Source organism: Gemmobacter aquaticus, assembly GCF_007859075.1.
Taxonomy (GTDB): domain Bacteria; phylum Pseudomonadota; class Alphaproteobacteria; order Rhodobacterales; family Rhodobacteraceae; genus Gemmobacter; species Gemmobacter aquaticus.
Genome location: NZ_VOAK01000023.1, coordinates 193,410 through 211,287, shown reverse-complemented (window position 1 = coordinate 211,287; position 17,878 = coordinate 193,410). Strand labels below are relative to the sequence as shown.

15 protein-coding genes and 1 tRNA gene are annotated in these 17,878 nt (G+C 62.3%); 15 read left to right on the top strand and 1 reads right to left on the bottom strand.

The window, feature by feature from the left end; genetic code table 11:
• Positions 1 to 16: 16 nt before the first annotated feature.
• Both tuf and FQU74_RS15555 read left to right on the top strand, forming a co-directional pair.
• Positions 17 to 1,192 carry an elongation factor Tu gene (gene tuf, locus FQU74_RS15560; RefSeq protein ID WP_146287378.1) on the top strand — a complete coding sequence of 392 codons (1,176 nt, stop codon included), beginning with the start codon at positions 17 to 19 and terminating at the stop codon, positions 1,190 to 1,192.
• Positions 1,193 to 1,418: 226 nt separating this feature from the next.
• Positions 1,419 to 1,494, top strand: a tRNA-Trp gene (locus FQU74_RS15555).
• A gap of 16 nt (positions 1,495 to 1,510) precedes the next feature.
• On the opposite strand, the gene FQU74_RS15550 is transcribed toward FQU74_RS15555, so the two are convergent.
• A complete protein-coding gene (locus FQU74_RS15550) occupies positions 1,511 to 2,056 on the bottom strand; it encodes a hypothetical protein (protein ID WP_158635609.1) in 546 nt (181 codons plus the stop codon).
• 243 nt (positions 2,057 to 2,299) lie between these two features.
• Between FQU74_RS15550 and secE the strand changes: the two genes are divergently transcribed.
• The 13 genes from secE to rpsG all read left to right on the top strand — a co-directional run bounded on the left by secE (position 2,300) and on the right by rpsG (position 17,878).
• Complete coding sequence (gene secE / locus FQU74_RS15545; RefSeq protein WP_146287390.1) at positions 2,300 to 2,500, top strand: preprotein translocase subunit SecE; 201 nt, start codon at positions 2,300 to 2,302, stop codon at positions 2,498 to 2,500.
• 215 nt (positions 2,501 to 2,715) lie between these two features.
• Positions 2,716 to 3,249 carry a transcription termination/antitermination protein NusG gene (gene nusG, locus FQU74_RS15540; protein ID WP_146287389.1) on the top strand — a complete coding sequence of 178 codons (534 nt, stop codon included), beginning with the start codon at positions 2,716 to 2,718 and terminating at the stop codon, positions 3,247 to 3,249.
• 113 nt (positions 3,250 to 3,362) lie between these two features.
• Positions 3,363 to 3,815, top strand: coding sequence for a 50S ribosomal protein L11 (gene rplK / locus FQU74_RS15535; protein WP_146287388.1), 453 nt, complete (start codon positions 3,363 to 3,365; stop codon positions 3,813 to 3,815).
• Positions 3,816 to 3,819: 4 nt separating this feature from the next.
• Positions 3,820 to 4,521: a 50S ribosomal protein L1 gene (gene rplA, locus FQU74_RS15530; RefSeq protein WP_146287387.1), complete on the top strand. Its 702-nt coding sequence runs from the start codon at positions 3,820 to 3,822 to the stop codon at positions 4,519 to 4,521.
• A gap of 367 nt (positions 4,522 to 4,888) precedes the next feature.
• Positions 4,889 to 5,404 (top strand): 50S ribosomal protein L10, encoded by a 516-nt coding sequence (gene rplJ, locus FQU74_RS15525; protein ID WP_146287386.1) that lies wholly within the window; start codon positions 4,889 to 4,891, stop codon positions 5,402 to 5,404.
• 69 nt (positions 5,405 to 5,473) lie between these two features.
• Positions 5,474 to 5,851 (top strand): 50S ribosomal protein L7/L12, encoded by a 378-nt coding sequence (gene rplL, locus FQU74_RS15520; protein WP_146287385.1) that lies wholly within the window; start codon positions 5,474 to 5,476, stop codon positions 5,849 to 5,851.
• Positions 5,852 to 6,096: 245 nt separating this feature from the next.
• The gene (rpoB, locus tag FQU74_RS15515) at positions 6,097 to 10,230 is read left to right on the top strand and encodes a DNA-directed RNA polymerase subunit beta (protein WP_146287384.1); all 4,134 of its coding nucleotides are present in this window, start codon (positions 6,097 to 6,099) and stop codon (positions 10,228 to 10,230) included.
• A gap of 3 nt (positions 10,231 to 10,233) precedes the next feature.
• Entirely contained in the window at positions 10,234 to 10,554 is a 321-nt protein-coding gene (locus FQU74_RS15510; RefSeq protein WP_146287383.1) for a hypothetical protein, read from the top strand.
• Positions 10,551 to 14,780 (top strand): DNA-directed RNA polymerase subunit beta', encoded by a 4,230-nt coding sequence (rpoC, locus tag FQU74_RS15505; RefSeq protein WP_146287382.1) that lies wholly within the window; start codon positions 10,551 to 10,553, stop codon positions 14,778 to 14,780. The genes FQU74_RS15510 and rpoC overlap by 4 nt, the downstream gene beginning before the upstream one ends.
• Before the next feature lie 127 nt (positions 14,781 to 14,907).
• Positions 14,908 to 15,744 (top strand): glycosyltransferase, encoded by an 837-nt coding sequence (locus tag FQU74_RS15500; RefSeq protein WP_146287381.1) that lies wholly within the window; start codon positions 14,908 to 14,910, stop codon positions 15,742 to 15,744.
• 117 nt (positions 15,745 to 15,861) lie between these two features.
• A complete protein-coding gene (locus FQU74_RS15495) occupies positions 15,862 to 16,749 on the top strand; it encodes a DMT family transporter (protein WP_146287380.1) in 888 nt (295 codons plus the stop codon).
• Positions 16,750 to 17,024: 275 nt separating this feature from the next.
• Positions 17,025 to 17,396: a 30S ribosomal protein S12 gene (gene rpsL / locus FQU74_RS15490; protein WP_091303734.1), complete on the top strand. Its 372-nt coding sequence runs from the start codon at positions 17,025 to 17,027 to the stop codon at positions 17,394 to 17,396.
• 11 nt (positions 17,397 to 17,407) lie between these two features.
• Positions 17,408 to 17,878 carry a 30S ribosomal protein S7 gene (rpsG, locus tag FQU74_RS15485; protein ID WP_054303068.1) on the top strand — a complete coding sequence of 157 codons (471 nt, stop codon included), beginning with the start codon at positions 17,408 to 17,410 and terminating at the stop codon, positions 17,876 to 17,878.

The window sequence follows — 17,878 nt, the reverse complement described above, 5'->3', positions numbered from 1 at the left end:
ATCCACGAGGGCCGAAATGGCAAAGGCAAAGTTTGAACGGAACAAACCGCACGTCAACATTGGCACCATCGGCCACGTTGACCACGGCAAGACGACGCTGACGGCGGCGATCACCAAGTACTTTGGTGAATTCCGCGCCTACGACCAGATCGACGGTGCGCCGGAAGAGCGTGCGCGCGGGATCACGATCTCGACGGCCCACGTGGAATACGAATCGGAAGCGCGCCACTACGCGCACGTGGACTGCCCCGGCCACGCCGACTATGTGAAGAACATGATCACGGGTGCTGCGCAGATGGACGGCGCCATTCTGGTGGTTTCGGCTGCTGACGGCCCGATGCCGCAGACGCGCGAGCACATCCTTCTGGGCCGCCAGGTGGGCATTCCCTACATGGTCGTGTTCATGAACAAGGTTGACCAGGTCGATGACCCGGAACTGCTGGAACTCGTGGAAATGGAGATCCGCGAACTTCTGTCGTCGTATGACTACCCCGGCGACGATATTCCGATCATCAAGGGCTCGGCGCTGCACGCGATGAACGGCACCGAGAAGGCGATTGGCGAAGACGCCATCAAGGCTCTGATCGCGGCTGTTGACGAATACATCCCGACGCCTGCGCGCGCTGTTGACCAGCCCTTCCTGATGCCGGTCGAAGACGTGTTCTCGATCTCGGGTCGCGGCACTGTTGCCACCGGCCGTATCGAGCGCGGCGTTGTGAAGGTTGGCGAGGAACTTGAGATCGTCGGCATCCGTCCGTCGAAGAAGACGGTCTGCACCGGCGTCGAGATGTTCCGCAAGCTGCTGGACCAGGGCGAGGCTGGCGACAACGTCGGTCTGCTGCTGCGCGGCGTTGACCGTGACGGGATCGAGCGCGGCCAGGTGCTGTGCAAGCCCGGCTCGGTGAAGCCGCACACGAAGTTCGAGGCTGAAGCCTACATCCTGACCAAGGAAGAAGGCGGTCGTCACACCCCGTTCTTCGCGAACTACCGTCCGCAGTTCTACTTCCGCACGACCGACGTGACGGGCACCGTCGAGCTGCCGGAAGGCACCGAGATGGTGATGCCGGGCGACAACCTGAAGTTCAACGTCTCGCTGATCGCGCCGATCGCCATGGAAGAGAAGCTCCGCTTCGCCATCCGTGAAGGCGGCCGCACCGTCGGCGCAGGCGTCGTCTCGAAAATCATCGAGTGATCCGCAAGGACCGCTGATCGAAAAGGCCGCCCCTCGGGCGGCCTTTTTGACTTTGGGGGCGCCACGGCGCCTATTCTGCGATCCGCGCAAAGCTCTGTGCGTGGGTTCCCCAACGGCAGGGGGCCGCGCCCGGCAGGCGCATTCAGGCATCGAAAGAAATTCGGGAAATGTCGGGCCGATGCCCCTTGATTTCCCCCGGCGGGTGCCGTAACTCGACCGCAGGCCTAGGGGTATAGCTCAGTTGGTAGAGCATCGGTCTCCAAAACCGAGGGTCGCGGGTTCGAGTCCTGCTGCCCCTGCCAGGCCCTTCCCGACAAATCAGCAATCAGGTGCCACGCAGGCAGCGACGATGATCTGGCGCGTTGCGTCCAGTTCGATGAAGCTTCCGCGGAACTGAAGCGAATTGACCGGCGTTTCGCTGCGAACCTGGGCCACGTAGTCCATCGAGAAGATCTGCGCCGTCACCTCGGGGAACCAATGGTGCAGGTTGTGCTGACCAAGCGCCATCGCGATGACGCCGACCAGCAGGATGACCGTATGGCCCGCTGATTTCAGCCGCAGAACCGATTGCAGCACCATTGCAAGGGCAAGCCCCAGGCCAATTGTCCAGGCCAGGTCCATGTCCGACATCCGCATTGTCGCGGGTTGGCCGACGATGCGAAACATGCCCACTGCCACGGCACCGACCGCGCCGGCCCCGAGGGCGAGCGAAAGCAGCATGGTCAGCGGATAGAGGTGAAGTGTCGCGCGGCCGGCACGCTCGACCGGCACAGCCCGGCCATGGTTGGGTCGATGGAACTCGTACTGTTCGGCGCCATGCAGGGTGATGGTGCCCGCCTCCCGCTTCTGTATCACCCGCTCCATTCTTGCGGAGAAATCTTCAGACGGCATGGCGCACCCCCTATCATATGCTACTGATCGATCTGAACCGTGCGAAGGCGACAGCAGCGGGGCCAGAATTCGGCGAAATGGCGGCGTTTGCCGATCTTTCCTGTGCGTACCCGGACGGACAGCGGGGCAGGGGCGCTTGGGCCACTTGAATTCCCGCGCTTGTCGGCGTATCTCCGCCCCCTGGTACGCGCAGTGCGCAATGGCAGGACAAAATTCATGGCGAAGGTCTCCCCCCTCCAGTTCATCCAGCAGGTGCGCACCGAGGTGGGCAAGGTTCACTGGCCGACCCGGCGCGAGGTGATGCTGACCACGCTTATGGTCTTCATCATGGCAGCGCTGACGGCCACGTTCTTTTCGCTGGTCGATCTGGCTATCCGCTTTGGTCTGACCACCATCGTCGCAGGCGTCGGCGGCTGAATTCCGGCAGCGCGGATTTCGGCTGCCCGGCGGGTCTTCCCGCCGAATTGTCTTGAATTGACAGGCGGCGCGGGCTAATCACCCGCCCAAGTCAGGAAAAGCCGGCGCGCAGCGATTCGAGTTGCGCGCTGTTTTTTGTTCGGTCGGGGGATGTGCCCCCGGATAAACGGAATTCTGCGGGCAATGCCCGACAGTCGAAGGTGAAGGCGGCAGGCATGGCCAAGCGTTGGTATTCGGTGAGCGTTCTCTCGAATTTCGAGAAGAAGGTTGCCGAGCAGATCAAGCAAGCCGTTGCGGAAAACGGCCTTGAGGAAGAGATCGAGGAAGTCCTCGTGCCCACCGAAGAGGTGATCGAGGTGCGTCGCGGCAAGAAGGTGTCGAGCGAGCGTCGCTTCATGCCCGGCTACGTGCTGGTGCGCATGGAGATGACGAACCGGGGCTATCACTTGATCTCGTCGATCAACCGCGTGACGGGCTTCCTTGGCCCGCAGGGCAAGCCGATGCCGATGCGCGACTCTGAGGTGAACGCGATCCTGAACCGCGTCGAAGAGGGCGAGGCCGCGCCGCGGACCCTGATCCGCTTCGACATCGGCGAGCGGGTGAAAGTGACCGATGGTCCGTTCGAAGGTTTCGACGGCATGGTCGAGGGTGTGGACGAAGAGCACAGCCGCCTGAAGGTGACTGTGTCGATCTTTGGTCGTGCCACCCCGGTTGAACTGGAATTCACGCAGGTCACGAAAGAGATCTGACGTGTGTCGTGTGGGAGGCGAGGGGTGCCGCAAGGTCGCCTCGGACCGGACCACTTAACCATGTGCCCTGCCGGGACTGATACCGGCGGCACGGTGAAAGAGGAGATGGCCAGATGGCCAAGAAAGTTATCGGCAGCCTGAAGCTGCAAGTGAAGGCCCAGCAGGCCAACCCGTCGCCGCCAGTCGGCCCGGCTCTGGGTCAGCGCGGTCTGAACATCATGGCCTTCGTGAAGGAATTCAACGCGAAGTCCGCCGAGTTCACGCCGGGCACCCCGATTCCGGTCGTGATCACCTACTATCAGGACAAGTCGTTCAGCCTTGACCTGAAGACCCCGCCCGCCTCGTTCCTGCTCAAGACCGCCGCTGGCCTGCCGGCCGTGGGCAAGCGGAACCGTCCGAAGGGGTCGTCGAAGCCCGGTCGTGAAGTGGCTGGCAAGGTGACCGCGGCGCAGATCCGCCAGATCGCCGAAACCAAGATGAAAGACCTGAACGCGAACTCGGTAGAGGCCGCGATGCAGATCATCCTTGGCTCGGCCAAGTCCTGCGGCATCGAAGTGAAGGGCTGAGACCATGGCACAAATTGGTAAGCGTACCAAAGCCGCCCGCGTGGCTTTCGAAGGCAAGGAACTGGTCACTGTCGAAGAGGCGGTGAAGCTGATCAAGTCGGCGGCCTCGGCCAAGTTCGACGAGACGCTGGAAATCGCGATGAACCTGGGTGTTGACCCGCGTCACGCCGACCAGATGGTCCGTGGCGTCGTGCAGCTGCCGAACGGTACCGGCAAGACGGTTCGCGTTGCGGTCTTCGCCCGTGGCGCCAAGGCTGATGAAGCCAAGGCTGCCGGTGCGGACATCGTTGGCGCCGAGGACCTGATGGAAACCATCCAGTCCGGCAAGATCGAGTTCGACCGTTGCATCGCGACCCCGGACATGATGCCGCTGGTCGGTCGTCTGGGCAAAATCCTGGGCCCGCGCAACCTGATGCCGAACCCCAAGGTCGGCACCGTGACGATGGACGTGAAGTCGGCCGTCGAAGCAGCCAAGGGCGGTGAAGTCCAGTTCAAGGTCGAAAAGGCCGGCGTGATCCATGCCGGTATCGGCAAGGTGTCGTTCGACGAGGCCAAACTGACCGAGAACGTGCGTGCCTTCGTTGACGCCGTTACCCGCGCCAAACCGGCCGGTGCCAAGGGCGCCTATGTGAAGAAGGTCTCGCTGTCTTCGACCATGGGTCCGGGCGTTTCGCTGGATCTGGCTTCGGCCTCGGGCAGCAACTGATCTGCCTGATCTGATGTGATGGGAGCCACCGGTCGCCTGCGCGACCGGTGGTTTCGCTTTGTGCGGATGCATGGGGCGCCATCTGCCGATCCGGCTATGGTGCCAGCGGCGCGATGGCCTGTTGCAGGTCACCTGCGGCCCGTGTAATGACGCAGTCTGTCCAGCCGGCGTGATTCGTCTCGCGGGCGGGACGTTCTTTGTCCGAGACGGCGGGTGGCGCGCAAACGCCTTAATACCCTGCCTGAGATGGGAACGGGATTGCAGGCACCTTCGGGTGATCTTGGATCCGGGACCCAAGCGGACCCGAATGCCCCCTCGCGGGGGCAAAAACGAGCCGGGGGGAAACCCCCAAACTTGGAGTGAAACTGTGGATAGAGCCCAGAAAGAGAAAGTGGTCGAGGAACTCGGCCAGATCTTCGCAAGCTCTGGCGTGGTTGTGGTTGCACACTACGCAGGTATCACGGTTGCCGAGATGCAGGACCTGCGCGCGCAGATGCGCGAAGCTGGTGGGTCCGTTCGCGTTGCCAAGAACAAGCTCGCCAAGATCGCCCTTGAAGGGAAACCCGCTGCAAAGATGGGTGACCTGCTCACGGGCATGACCGTGCTGTCCTTCTCGGAAGACCCTGTCGCTGCGGCGAAGGTCTGCGAGGCCTATGCGAAGAAGAACGACAAGTTCGTGATTCTTGGCGGCGCAATGGGCGACACGGTTCTGGACCAGGCCGGTGTGAAGTCCGTCGCCTCGATGCCGTCGCGCGAAGAGCTTATTGCTCAGATCGTGTCGATGATCGGTGCGCCCGCTTCCTCCATCGCCGGGGCCATTGGCGCGCCTGCTTCGAACATCGCTGGCATCCTCAAAACCATCGAGGAAAAGGCTGCGGCCTGATCCTCGGGATACTCTGCGTGGGTCGATCCAATCCCGTTGGAACCCATCTCAACAGAACGGAAGTGTAAAATGGCTGATCTGAAAGCTCTCGCCGAACAAATCGTCGGTCTGACCCTCCTGCAAGCGCAGGAACTGAAAAACATCCTGAAGGATGAGTACGGCATCGAGCCCGCCGCTGGCGGCGCCGTGATGGTTGCTGGCCCGGCCGCTGGCCCGGCTGCTGCTGCCGAAGAAGAAAAGACCGAATTCGACGTCGTCCTGACCGATGCCGGCGCCAACAAGATCAACGTGATCAAGGAAGTGCGCGCGATCACCGGTCTTGGCCTGAAAGAAGCCAAGGACCTGGTCGAAGCTGGCGGCAAAGTGAAAGAAGGCATTGCCAAGGCTGACGCCGAAGCAATGAAGAAGAAGCTCGAAGAGGCTGGCGCCAAGGTCGAGCTGAAGTAATCTGTCCGGTGCCTCTGGCATCGTGAAAGATCGCTGATTTGGCTGGGTCCGACCGTTGTGTCGGGCCCAGCCGAACCTGTCTTGGAAGGGGCTTTTGCCCAAGCCCCTTCCCAGGCGCGGTTCGAGGTTCGGGAGCGGCCCGTCGGGAAGGGCCGCATGAATGGAACCTCCCCCCTGATCGCATTCGGCGTGCGCCTGAGCCCCGACAGGCAGCGCGTTGGCGAAACAGAAAGGTGACGATGAGCATGGCTCAGAGCTACGTTGGCCAGAAGCGGGTCCGCCGCTACTTCGGCAAGATCCGTGAAGTCCTTGAAATGCCGAACCTCATCGAGGTTCAGAAATCCTCCTACGATCTGTTCCTGAAATCGGGCGACGGCCCGAAGGCCCAGGACGGCGAGGGCATCCAGGGTGTCTTCCAATCTGTCTTCCCGATCAAGGATTTCAACGAGACGGCCGTTCTGGAGTTCGTGAAATACGAGCTTGAAAAGCCGAAGTACGACGTGGACGAATGCCAGCAGCGCGACATGACCTATGCCGCGCCGCTGAAGGTTACGCTGCGCCTTATCGTGTTCGATGTCGACGAGACCACCGGGGCCCGTTCGGTCAAGGACATCAAGGAACAGGACGTCTACATGGGCGACATGCCCCTGATGACCTCCAACGGGACGTTCATCGTGAACGGTACCGAGCGCGTGATCGTCAGCCAGATGCACCGCAGCCCGGGTGTCTTCTTCGACCACGACAAGGGCAAGACCCATTCCTCGGGCAAACTGCTGTTCGCCTGCCGCATCATCCCGTATCGCGGCAGCTGGCTGGACTTCGAGTTTGACGCCAAGGACATCGTGTTCGCGCGCATCGACCGTCGCCGCAAACTGCCGGTGACGACGCTGCTTTATGCCCTTGGCATGAACCAGGACACGATCATGTCGTCCTACTACGACACGGTCACCTTCAAGCACCAGAAGAACAAGGGGTGGGTCACGCGCTTCTTCCCCGAACGCGTGCGCGGCACCCGTCCGTCCTACGATCTGGTCGATGCCGCCACCGGTGAGGTCATCCTGAAAGCTGGCGAAAAAGCCACGCCGCGGATGGTCAAGAAGTGGATCGACGACGCCAAGATCACCGAGCTTCTGGTCCCGTTCGACCACATCATCGGCCGCTACGTTGCACACGATCTTATCAACGAGTCGACCGGCGAAATCTGGGTCGAGGCCGGTGACGAGATCACCATGGACTACGACCGCGATGGCGAGGTGAAGGGCGGCACGCTGAAGCTGCTCCTCGATCAGGGCATCACCGAGATCCCGGTGCTCGACATCGACAACGTCACTGTCGGCCCCTACATCCGCAACACCATGGCCGCGGACAAGAACTGGAACCGCGAAACCGCGCTGATGGATATCTACCGCGTGATGCGTCCGGGTGAACCGCCGACCGTCGAGGCAGCTTCAACGCTGTTCGACACGCTGTTCTTCGACAGCGAGCGCTACGACCTCTCGGCCGTGGGCCGCGTGAAGATGAACATGCGTCTTGACCTCGGCAAGCCCGACACGCAGCGCACGCTGGACCGCGAAGATATCGTGGCCTGCATCAAGGCGCTGGTCGAACTGCGCGACGGCAAGGGTGAGATCGACGACATCGACCACCTCGGCAACCGCCGCGTGCGTTCGGTGGGCGAGCTGATGGAGAACCAGTATCGCGTCGGCCTGCTGCGCATGGAGCGCGCGATCAAGGAGCGCATGTCCTCGGTCGAGATCGACACGATCATGCCGCAGGACCTGATCAACGCCAAACCGGCTGCGGCTGCGGTGCGTGAGTTCTTCGGCTCCAGCCAGCTGTCGCAGTTCATGGACCAGACCAACCCGCTGTCCGAAGTGACGCACAAGCGTCGTCTTTCGGCCCTTGGGCCGGGCGGTCTGACCCGTGAGCGTGCGGGCTTCGAGGTGCGCGACGTGCACCCGACGCACTATGGCCGGATGTGCCCGATCGAAACGCCGGAAGGCCAGAACATCGGTCTGATCAACTCGCTGGCCACCTTCGCCCGCGTGAACAAATACGGCTTCATCGAAACTCCGTACCGCAAGGTCATCGACGGCAAGGTGTCGGACGACGTAGTCTATATGTCGGCCACCGAAGAGATGCGTCATACCGTCGCCCAGGCGAACGCGGCGCAGGATGAAGAGGGCCGCTTCCAGGACGACCTGATCTCGTCGCGGAAAGCCGGCGAATTCATGCTGAACCCGCCGGATGCGATCGATCTGATCGACGTGTCGCCGAAGCAGCTGGTGTCGGTCGCGGCTTCGCTCATTCCGTTCCTGGAAAATGACGACGCCAACCGCGCGCTGATGGGCTCGAACATGCAGCGTCAGGCAGTGCCGCTGCTGCAATCGGACGCACCCTTCGTCGGGACGGGCATCGAGGCGGTCGTCGCCCGCGATTCCGGCGCGGCGATCATGGCCCGTCGTGGCGGTGTGATCGACCAGGTGGACGCCACTCGTATCGTTGTGCGCGCGACCGAGTTCCTCGAGCCGGGCGAGCCGGGCGTGGACATCTATCGCCTGCGCAAGTTCAAGCGGTCGAACCAGTCGTCCTGCATCAACCAGCGTCCGCTGGTGAAGGTGGGTGACACCGTTATGCGTGGCGAGGTGATCGCCGACGGCCCCTGCACCGATATGGGCGAACTGGCCCTTGGCCGGAACGTGATCGTGGCCTTCATGCCGTGGAACGGCTACAACTACGAAGACTCGATCCTGATCTCGGAACGCATCCTGCGTGACGACGTGTTCACCTCGATCCACATTGAGGAATACGAAGTCGCCGCCCGCGATACCAAACTGGGCCCGGAAGAGATCACCCGCGACATCCCGAACGTCGGTGAGGAAGCCCTGCGCAACCTCGACGAGGCCGGTATCGTCTACATCGGCGCCGAAGTGCAGCCGGGCGACATCCTCGTGGGCAAGATCACCCCCAAGGGCGAAAGCCCGATGACGCCGGAAGAAAAACTTCTGCGCGCCATCTTCGGTGAAAAGGCCAGCGACGTGCGCGACACGAGCTTGCGTCTGCCCCCCGGCGCCTATGGCACCGTGGTGGAAGTGCGCGTGTTCAATCGCCATGGCGTCGACAAGGACGAGCGCGCGCTGCAGATCGAGCGTGAGGAAGTGGAACGTCTGTCGCGCGACCGTGACGACGAACTCGCGATCCTCGAGCGCAACATCTATGCGCGTCTCAAGTCGCTGATCATGGGCAAGGTGGCTGTCAAGGGGCCGAAGGGCATCAAGACCGGTTCGACCATTGACGAGGATCTGCTGGGCCAGCTGTCGCGTGGTCAGTGGTGGCAACTCGCCGTGGGCGAAGAGGATCTCGCCAAAGAGGTCGAGGCTTTGCACGACCAGTTCGAACAGCAGCGCCGTGCGCTGGACCTGCGGTTCGAGGACAAGGTCGAGAAGGTCCGTCGTGGCGACGATCTGCCTCCGGGCGTCATGAAGATGGTCAAGGTCTTCGTCGCGGTGAAGCGCAAGCTGCAGCCGGGCGACAAGATGGCCGGCCGTCACGGCAACAAGGGCGTCATCTCTAAGGTTGTCCCGATGGAGGACATGCCCTTCCTCGCCGACGGCACGCCGGTTGACCTCGTTCTGAACCCGCTGGGCGTGCCCTCGCGGATGAACGTGGGTCAGATCCTTGAAACCCACATGGGTTGGGCCGCGCGTGGTCTGGGTCTGAAGATCGACGAGGCACTGAAGGACTATCGCCGCTCGGGCGATCTGACCCCGGTGCATGAGGCGATGCGTCTGGCCTATGGCGACGAGACCTATGAAGAGGCCTTCGCAGGTCGTGACGAGGCCGAGTTCCTGGAACTCGCCGGCAACGTCACGCGTGGCGTGCCGATTGCCTCGCCGGTCTTCGACGGTGCCAAGGAAGGCGACGTGAACGATGCGCTGCGTCGTGCGGGCTTTGACCAGTCGGGCCAGTCCGACGTGTTCGACGGCCGCACCGGCGAGAAGTTCGCGCGCAAGGTCACGGTGGGCGTGAAGTACATGCTCAAGCTGCACCACCTTGTTGACGACAAGCTGCACGCCCGTTCGACCGGGCCGTACAGCCTCGTGACCCAGCAACCGCTGGGCGGCAAGGCGCAGTTCGGTGGCCAGCGTCTCGGCGAGATGGAGGTCTGGGCTCTGGAAGCCTACGGCGCCGCCTACACCCTGCAGGAAATGCTGACGGTGAAGTCGGACGACGTGGCGGGCCGGACCAAGGTCTACGAGTCGATCGTCAAGGGCGAGGACAACTTCGAGGCCGGCGTTCCGGAATCCTTCAACGTTCTGGTGAAGGAAGTCCGCGGCCTCGGCCTGAACATGGAACTCCTGGATGCGGAGGAAGAATAAGGCATGACCTTCGGGCGGCCCGCTTTCGCGATGCTTGGCAGCGTGGCCCTGATGGGCTGCAGCAGTGTTGAGATTCGTGAAGCGACACGCTTTGCAGGCGCTCGTAATCAACCGGCTGAGCAACATGAATTTGTTGCTCGGACCAACAGTTGGTCCACGCTCGCGAGGTCAGAGCCCAAACTTCTCCGCGCAGCAGCCCGCCATTGCGGGCTGCCCGACACACAAATTGCCCGAGAAACCATCCGGCACGGCAAAGTCTACGGCATCTTCACAGACCGAATGATGCAATTCTCCTGCCCTGTGCCTGAAAGGGACATGAAATGAACCAGGAACTCAGCACCAACCCGTTCAACCCGGTCGCGCCGGTGAAGACCTTTGACGAGATCAAGATCTCGCTGGCTTCGCCCGAGCGGATCCTGTCGTGGTCCTATGGCGAGATCAAGAAGCCCGAGACCATCAACTACCGCACGTTCAAGCCCGAGCGAGACGGCCTGTTCTGCGCGCGTATCTTTGGCCCGATCAAGGACTACGAATGCCTCTGCGGCAAATACAAGCGTATGAAATATCGCGGCGTCGTCTGCGAAAAATGCGGCGTCGAGGTCACCCTGCAGAAGGTGCGCCGCGAGCGCATGGGCCATATCGAACTGGCTGCGCCCGTTGCCCACATCTGGTTCCTGAAGTCGCTGCCGAGCCGCATCGGTCTGATGCTGGACATGACGCTGCGCGATCTGGAACGCATCCTCTACTTTGAAAACTACGTCGTTATCGAGCCGGGTCTGACCGACCTGACCTATCAGCAACAGCTGACCGAGGAAGAATACCTCGACGCGCAGGACCAGTATGGCGCCGATGCCTTCACCGCCAATATCGGCGCCGAGGCCATCCGCGAGATGCTGCAGAACATCGACCTCGAGTCCGAGGCCGAGAAGCTGCGCGAAGAGCTGAAGGAAGCCACGGGCGAGCTGAAGCCGAAGAAGATCATCAAGCGGCTGAAGATCGTTGAATCCTTCCTGGAATCGGGCAACCGTCCGGAATGGATGATCCTGACCGTTCTGCCGGTGATCCCGCCGGAACTGCGTCCGCTGGTGCCGCTGGACGGTGGTCGTTTCGCGACCTCTGACCTGAACGACCTCTATCGCCGTGTCATCAACCGTAACAACCGTCTGAAGCGGCTGATCGAGCTGCGCGCACCCGACATCATCGTGCGCAACGAAAAGCGGATGCTGCAAGAGGCGGTGGACGCGCTGTTTGACAACGGCCGCCGCGGCCGCGTGATCACGGGCACCAACAAGCGCCCGCTGAAATCGCTGTCCGACATGCTGAAGGGCAAGCAGGGCCGGTTCCGTCAGAACCTGCTGGGCAAGCGCGTCGACTTCTCGGGTCGTTCGGTCATCGTGACGGGGCCGGAGCTGAAACTGCATCAGTGCGGTCTGCCCAAGAAGATGGCGCTGGAGCTGTTCAAGCCCTTCATCTACTCGCGGCTTGAGGCCAAGGGCCTGTCGTCGACCGTGAAGCAGGCCAAGAAGCTGGTCGAGAAAGAGCGCCCCGAGGTCTGGGATATCCTCGACGAGGTCATCCGCGAGCATCCGGTTCTTCTGAACCGCGCGCCGACGCTGCACCGTCTGGGGATTCAGGCGTTCGAGCCGATCCTGATCGAAGGCAAGGCGATCCAGCTGCACCCGCTGGTCTGCTCGGCCTTCAACGCCGACTTCGACGGCGACCAGATGGCCGTCCACGTCCCGCTTTCGCTGGAAGCCCAGCTGGAAGCGCGCGTGCTGATGATGTCGACGAACAACGTGCTGTCGCCCGCCAACGGTGCGCCGATCATCGTTCCGTCGCAGGACATGGTTCTGGGTCTTTACTACACCACCATGGAACGCAAGGGCATGGTCGGTGAGGGCATGGCCTTTGCTGACGTCGAGGAAGTGGAACACGCGCTGGCTGCCGGTGCGGTGCATCTGCACGCCCGCATCAAGGCGCGTCTGCGTCAGGTCGACGACGAGGGCAACATCGTCTGGAAGCGCTACGAGACGACCCCCGGCCGTCTGCGTCTGGGCAACCTGCTGCCGCTGAACGCGAAAGCTCCGTTCGAACTGGTGAACCGTCTTCTGCGCAAGAAGGACGTCCAGACCGTCATCGATACCGTCTACCGCTACTGCGGCCAGAAGGAATCGGTGATCTTCTGTGACCAGATCATGGGGCTGGGCTTCCGCGAGGCCTTCAAGGCCGGCATCTCGTTCGGCAAGGACGACATGCTGATCCCTGACAGCAAATGGACCATCGTGAACGAGGTCCGCGATCAGGTGAAGGAGTTCGAGCAGCAGTACATGGACGGCCTGATCACCCAGGGTGAGAAGTACAACAAGGTCGTCGATGCCTGGTCCAAGTGCTCGGACAAGGTCGCGGCAGAGATGATGGCCGAGATCTCGGCTGTGCGCGTCGATGACGCGGGCGCCGAGAAAGAGCCGAACTCGGTCTACATGATGTCGCACTCGGGTGCGCGGGGCTCGCCCGCGCAGATGAAGCAGCTTGGCGGGATGCGCGGCCTGATGGCCAAGCCGTCGGGTGAGATCATCGAGACGCCGATCATCTCGAACTTCAAGGAAGGTCTGACCGTTCTTGAATACTTCAACTCGACTCACGGTGCCCGTAAGGGTCTGGCCGACACCGCGCTCAAGACCGCGAACTCGGGTTACCTGACCCGTCGTCTGGTGGACGTGGCGCAGGATTGCATCGTCCGCAGCCACGACTGCGGCACCGATCGCGCGATCAAGGTCAGCAACGCGGTCAAGGACGGCGAGATGGTGGCCTCGATCGGCGAGCGCGCACTTGGGCGTGTGGCCGCCGAGGACATCCTGGTGCCCGGCACCGAAGAGGTGATCGTCAAGCAGGGTGAGCTGATTGACGAGCGCAAGGCCGATGCGATCCACAGCCACGGTGTGCAGGTTGCGCGTATCCGCAGCCCGCTGACCTGTGATGCCGAAGAGGGCGTCTGCGCCATGTGCTATGGCCGTGACCTCGCACGCGGCACGCTGGTCAACATCGGCGAGGCGGTGGGCATCATCGCCGCGCAGTCGATCGGTGAGCCTGGCACGCAGCTGACGATGCGGACCTTCCACATCGGCGGCATCGCGCAGGGCGGTCAGCAGTCGTTCCTTGAAGCAAGCCAGGAAGGCAAGGTCGAGTTCCGCAACCCGAACCTGCTGGCGAACGCCAACGGCGAACAGATCGTTATGGGCCGGAACATGGCGATCGCGATCATCGACGAGGCGGGCCAGGAACGTGCCGTCCACAAGGTCGGCTACGGTGCGAAGGTCCACGCCAAGGAAGGCCAGATGGTCAAGCGTGGCGCCAAGCTGTTCGAATGGGACCCCTATACCCTGCCGATCATCGCCGAAAAGGGCGGTGTGGCGCGGTTCGTCGATCTGATCTCGGGCATCTCGGTGCGCGAAGAGACCGACGATGCGACCGGCATGACGCAGAAGATCGTCTCGGACTGGCGTTCGGCTCCGCGCGGGTCGGATCTCAAGCCCGAGGTCATCGTGATGAACCCGGAAACGGGCGAGCCGATGCGCAACGATCAGGGCAACCCGATCAGCTATCCGATGTCGGTGGACGCGATCCTCTCGCTGGAAGACGGGCAAGAGATCAAGGCCGGCGACGTGGTGGCGCGTATTCCGCGCGAAGGCGCCAAGACCAAGGACATCACCGGGGGTCTTCCCCGCGTGGCCGAACTGTTCGAAGCCCGTCGCCCGAAAGATCACGCGATCATCGCCGAAACCGATGGCTATGTGCGCTTCGGCAAGGACTACAAGTCCAAGCGCCGCATCACCATCGAGCCGGTGGACGAAACGCTGTCGCCGATGGAATACATGATCCCGAAAGGGAAGCATATTCCGGTTCAGGAAGGCGACTTCGTCCAGAAGGGCGACTACATCATGGACGGCAACCCCGCGCCGCATGACATCCTGCGCATCATGGGTGTCGAGGCGCTGGCGAACTACATGATCGACGAGGTGCAGGATGTGTATCGTCTGCAAGGCGTGCGCATCAACGACAAGCACATCGAGGTGATCGTGCGCCAGATGCTCCAGAAGTACGAGATTCTGGACTCGGGCGAGACGACGCTGCTCAAGGGCGAGCATGTCGAGAAGATCGAGCTGGACGAAGAGAACGCCAAGGCGCGGGCTCGTGGTCAGCGCGAGGCGGTTGCCGAGCCGATCCTTCTGGGCATCACCAAGGCCAGCCTGCAGACCCGGTCGTTCATCTCGGCCGCGTCGTTCCAGGAAACCACGCGTGTGCTGACCGAGGCATCGGTTCAGGGCAAGCGCGACAAGCTGGTCGGCCTGAAAGAGAACGTCATCGTGGGTCGTCTGATCCCGGCCGGCACCGGCGGTGCCACTAGCCGCGTGAAGAAGATCGCGACCGAGCGGGACCATGTGGTGATCGAGGCGCGGCGCAACGATGCGCAGGCCGTAATCTCGGCACCGGGCCTTGAGGTGATGGACACCGACGCAGGTCTGGTCGAGACGGTCGAAAACCAGGAGTGATCCTGACGAAACTGAAGGGGCCCCCGTCCATGTGACGGGGGCCTTTTTCATTGGCGAGCGGGGTTTGACAGTGCTGCCCGTCCCAGCCATCCTCGGCGACGGGTAAGGCAGGACGGGGCAGCTTCGCGTGACCTTTCGCAACCAGATCATCGGGCTGATGCGGTTCTCATACCCCTCGAAGGGGGGCTTCTCGCCCGGCGAGCAAGAGGTCGCTCAGGCCGAGGCACGGCTCTATGACCCTGCGCGTCTGCAACGCCGCTTCAATCTGTTCGAGCAGTTGACGCTGCCTTCACTGCTCGCGCAGGCCGATGGCGATTTCCGGATGGGTTTCCTGATCGGGCGGGGGCTGCCGAAACCGTGGCGGACACGCCTGCAGGATGCCGTCGCCCCCTTGCGCGGGGCAAAGGTCATCGCACTTGATCAGCTCCCCCACTATTTCGCCACACGGAAGGCATTTGCTCAATTGGTGTCGGACGATGCGACGCATGTCACAGGGTTTCGACTGGATGATGACGATGCCATCGACATCCAGCATATCGCACGCATGCGGCGCATGGTCGAACATCTGCTGCCCTTGTCAGGTCTGGACCGGCCATTGGTGACCGGCTGCAACCGTGGCTTCTTTCTAGAGCTGAAGCCCGAAGGCAATCTCGTCTATGAGGTCGCCGAGAAACAGCCCATTGGCCTCGGGCTGGCCATGACCACGACGCGCGAGATGCCAGAGAACATCTATCGACGAAACCACCGGGCAAGTGCACAGTTTTACAATACCTACACGGATCTTGGCGTCCCGGCCTTTATCCGGACCGTCCATGGCGACAATGACAGCACGCCCCATGCCTCTGGCGCGGTCGAGCGTGCAGACTGGGCCGATGTCGCGGCGGCAATCGAGGCGAACTTTCCGTTCAAGGCGGAAGACTTGCGCGTGCTGTGCCATCCGTTGACTGCGGCCGCCTCTCACTAAATGAGCTGCATTCGCGCCGCTTTGTGTCGCGAACGGACGACTTGGCGGACAGACTGGCGCGCATCCCGTCGCGCGGCATGGCAATCAGGCCGCGATGCTGCGAGCCTCGGGGGCGAAATGCAGAACGACAACCTGCGCGGCGTGGTGTTGATGAACATCGCCATGCTGGCCTTCACGCTGAACGACACCTGCATGAAGCTGGTCTCGCAGTCGATGCCGTTGTTTCAGGCGATCACGCTGCGTGGTGTCATTACGACGATCTGCCTGCTGGCGCTGGCGGTCTGGCAATTGCGCGGCGCAACTTTCGCGCAGCTTTTGCCTCGCGGGCGCGATGGCGCGGTTGTCATTGTGAGGACGATAGCCGAGGTCCTGGGGACCGTGACCTTCCTCGTTGCGCTGACGCATATGCCGCTCGCGAACCTCTCGGCGATCATGCAATCGCTGCCGCTCGCGGTGACACTGGCGGCGGCGCTCATCTTTCACGAACCGATCGGCTGGCGCCGCCTGCTCGCCATCACCGTGGGCTTCGGTGGGGTTCTGTTGATCGTGAAGCCGGGCACCGATGGGTTCGACTTCTGGGCCATGCTCGGGCTGGCCTCGGTGGCGGCGGTGGTGGTGCGGGATCTCTCGACCCGACTGATCAGTGGCGCGGTTCCCTCGGTTGTTGTGGCGGTCTGGGCCGGTCTGTCAGTCACGGTTCTGGGGCTTGCGGGGGCACTGTTCGAGGGCTGGCAGCCCGTGAGCATGTCAGAGGTGGGGTTGATCTTCGGCGCTGCCGCCAACCTGATCGTGGGCTATATGACAGTGGTCATGGTCATGCGCGCGGGGGACATCGGCTTTATCGCGCCCTTCCGGTACATGGCGCTTTTCTGGGCGATCCTGCTGGGCTATCTGGGCTTCGGCACTCTGCCCGATCACTGGACAGTCTTCGGTGCGGCGATCGTTGTCGCGACCGGTATCTTTACCCTCTGGCGCGAACGTCGGGTGCGCCATGCGACGGCCTGACCGGCCTGGCCTGCTGCTGTTGACATTGGGTGCGACTCCCCCTATACGCCCGCTACCTCGACCTGCGTCCCGCAGGGCGGGGTATCAGTATGGATGTGGTCACGATCCGGGCCGAACAGCCCCGATCCTCTGAAATTCCACCGCGTCGGCCCCGCGAAGGGGACGGATGCGGTTTTCGTGCTTTGTGGACGCGCATGGCACATGTCGAAGAAATGCCCCCGGAAACGCCGTTGACGAGCGGTGATTGAACGGGTTGCAAGATAGAGGCTAGTCTAATGCCGACGATCCAACAGCTGATCCGCAAGCCGCGGGAAGCACGGAAGACGCGGTCCAAGTCGCAGCACTTGGAATCGTGCCCCCAGAAGCGCGGCGTGTGCACCCGCGTGTACACCACGACCCCGAAAAAGCCGAACTCCGCTATGCGGAAAGTCGCCAAGGTGCGTCTGACCAACGGCTTCGAGGTCATCAGCTATATCCCCGGTGAAAAGCACAACCTGCAAGAGCACTCTGTAGTGCTGATCCGCGGCGGCCGGGTGAAAGACCTTCCCGGTGTGCGTTACCACATCCTGCGCGGCGTCCTGGATACCCAAGGCGTCAAAGACCGTCGTCAGCGTCGTTCGAAATACGGCGCGAAGCGTCCGAAGTGAGGTTCTGAGAGATGTCCCGTCGTCACGCCGCCGAAAAGCGCGAGATCCTGCCCGACGCCAAATATGGCGATCGCGTGCTGAGCAAATTCATGAACAACCTGATGATCGATGGCAAGAAGTCCGTCGCCGAATCGATCGTCTATGGCGCCCTGGAGCGCATGGAAAAGCGCCTCAAGCGCGAGCCGGTTCAGGCTTTCCATGAGGCCCTGGACAACGTCAAGCCGGCCGTTGAGGTCCGTTCCCGCCGTGTGGGCGGTGCGACCTATCAGGTTCCGGTCGAAGTGCGCACCGAGCGCCGTGAAGCCCTGGCGATCCGCTGGGTGATCACTGCTGCCCGCAAGCGCAACGAGAATACCATGGAAGAACGTCTGGCCGCCGAACTGGCTGACGCGGTGAACAACCGTGGTACCGCGGTGAAGAAGCGCGAAGACACCCACAAGATGGCCGACGCGAACAAAGCGTTCAGCCATTACCGCTGGTAA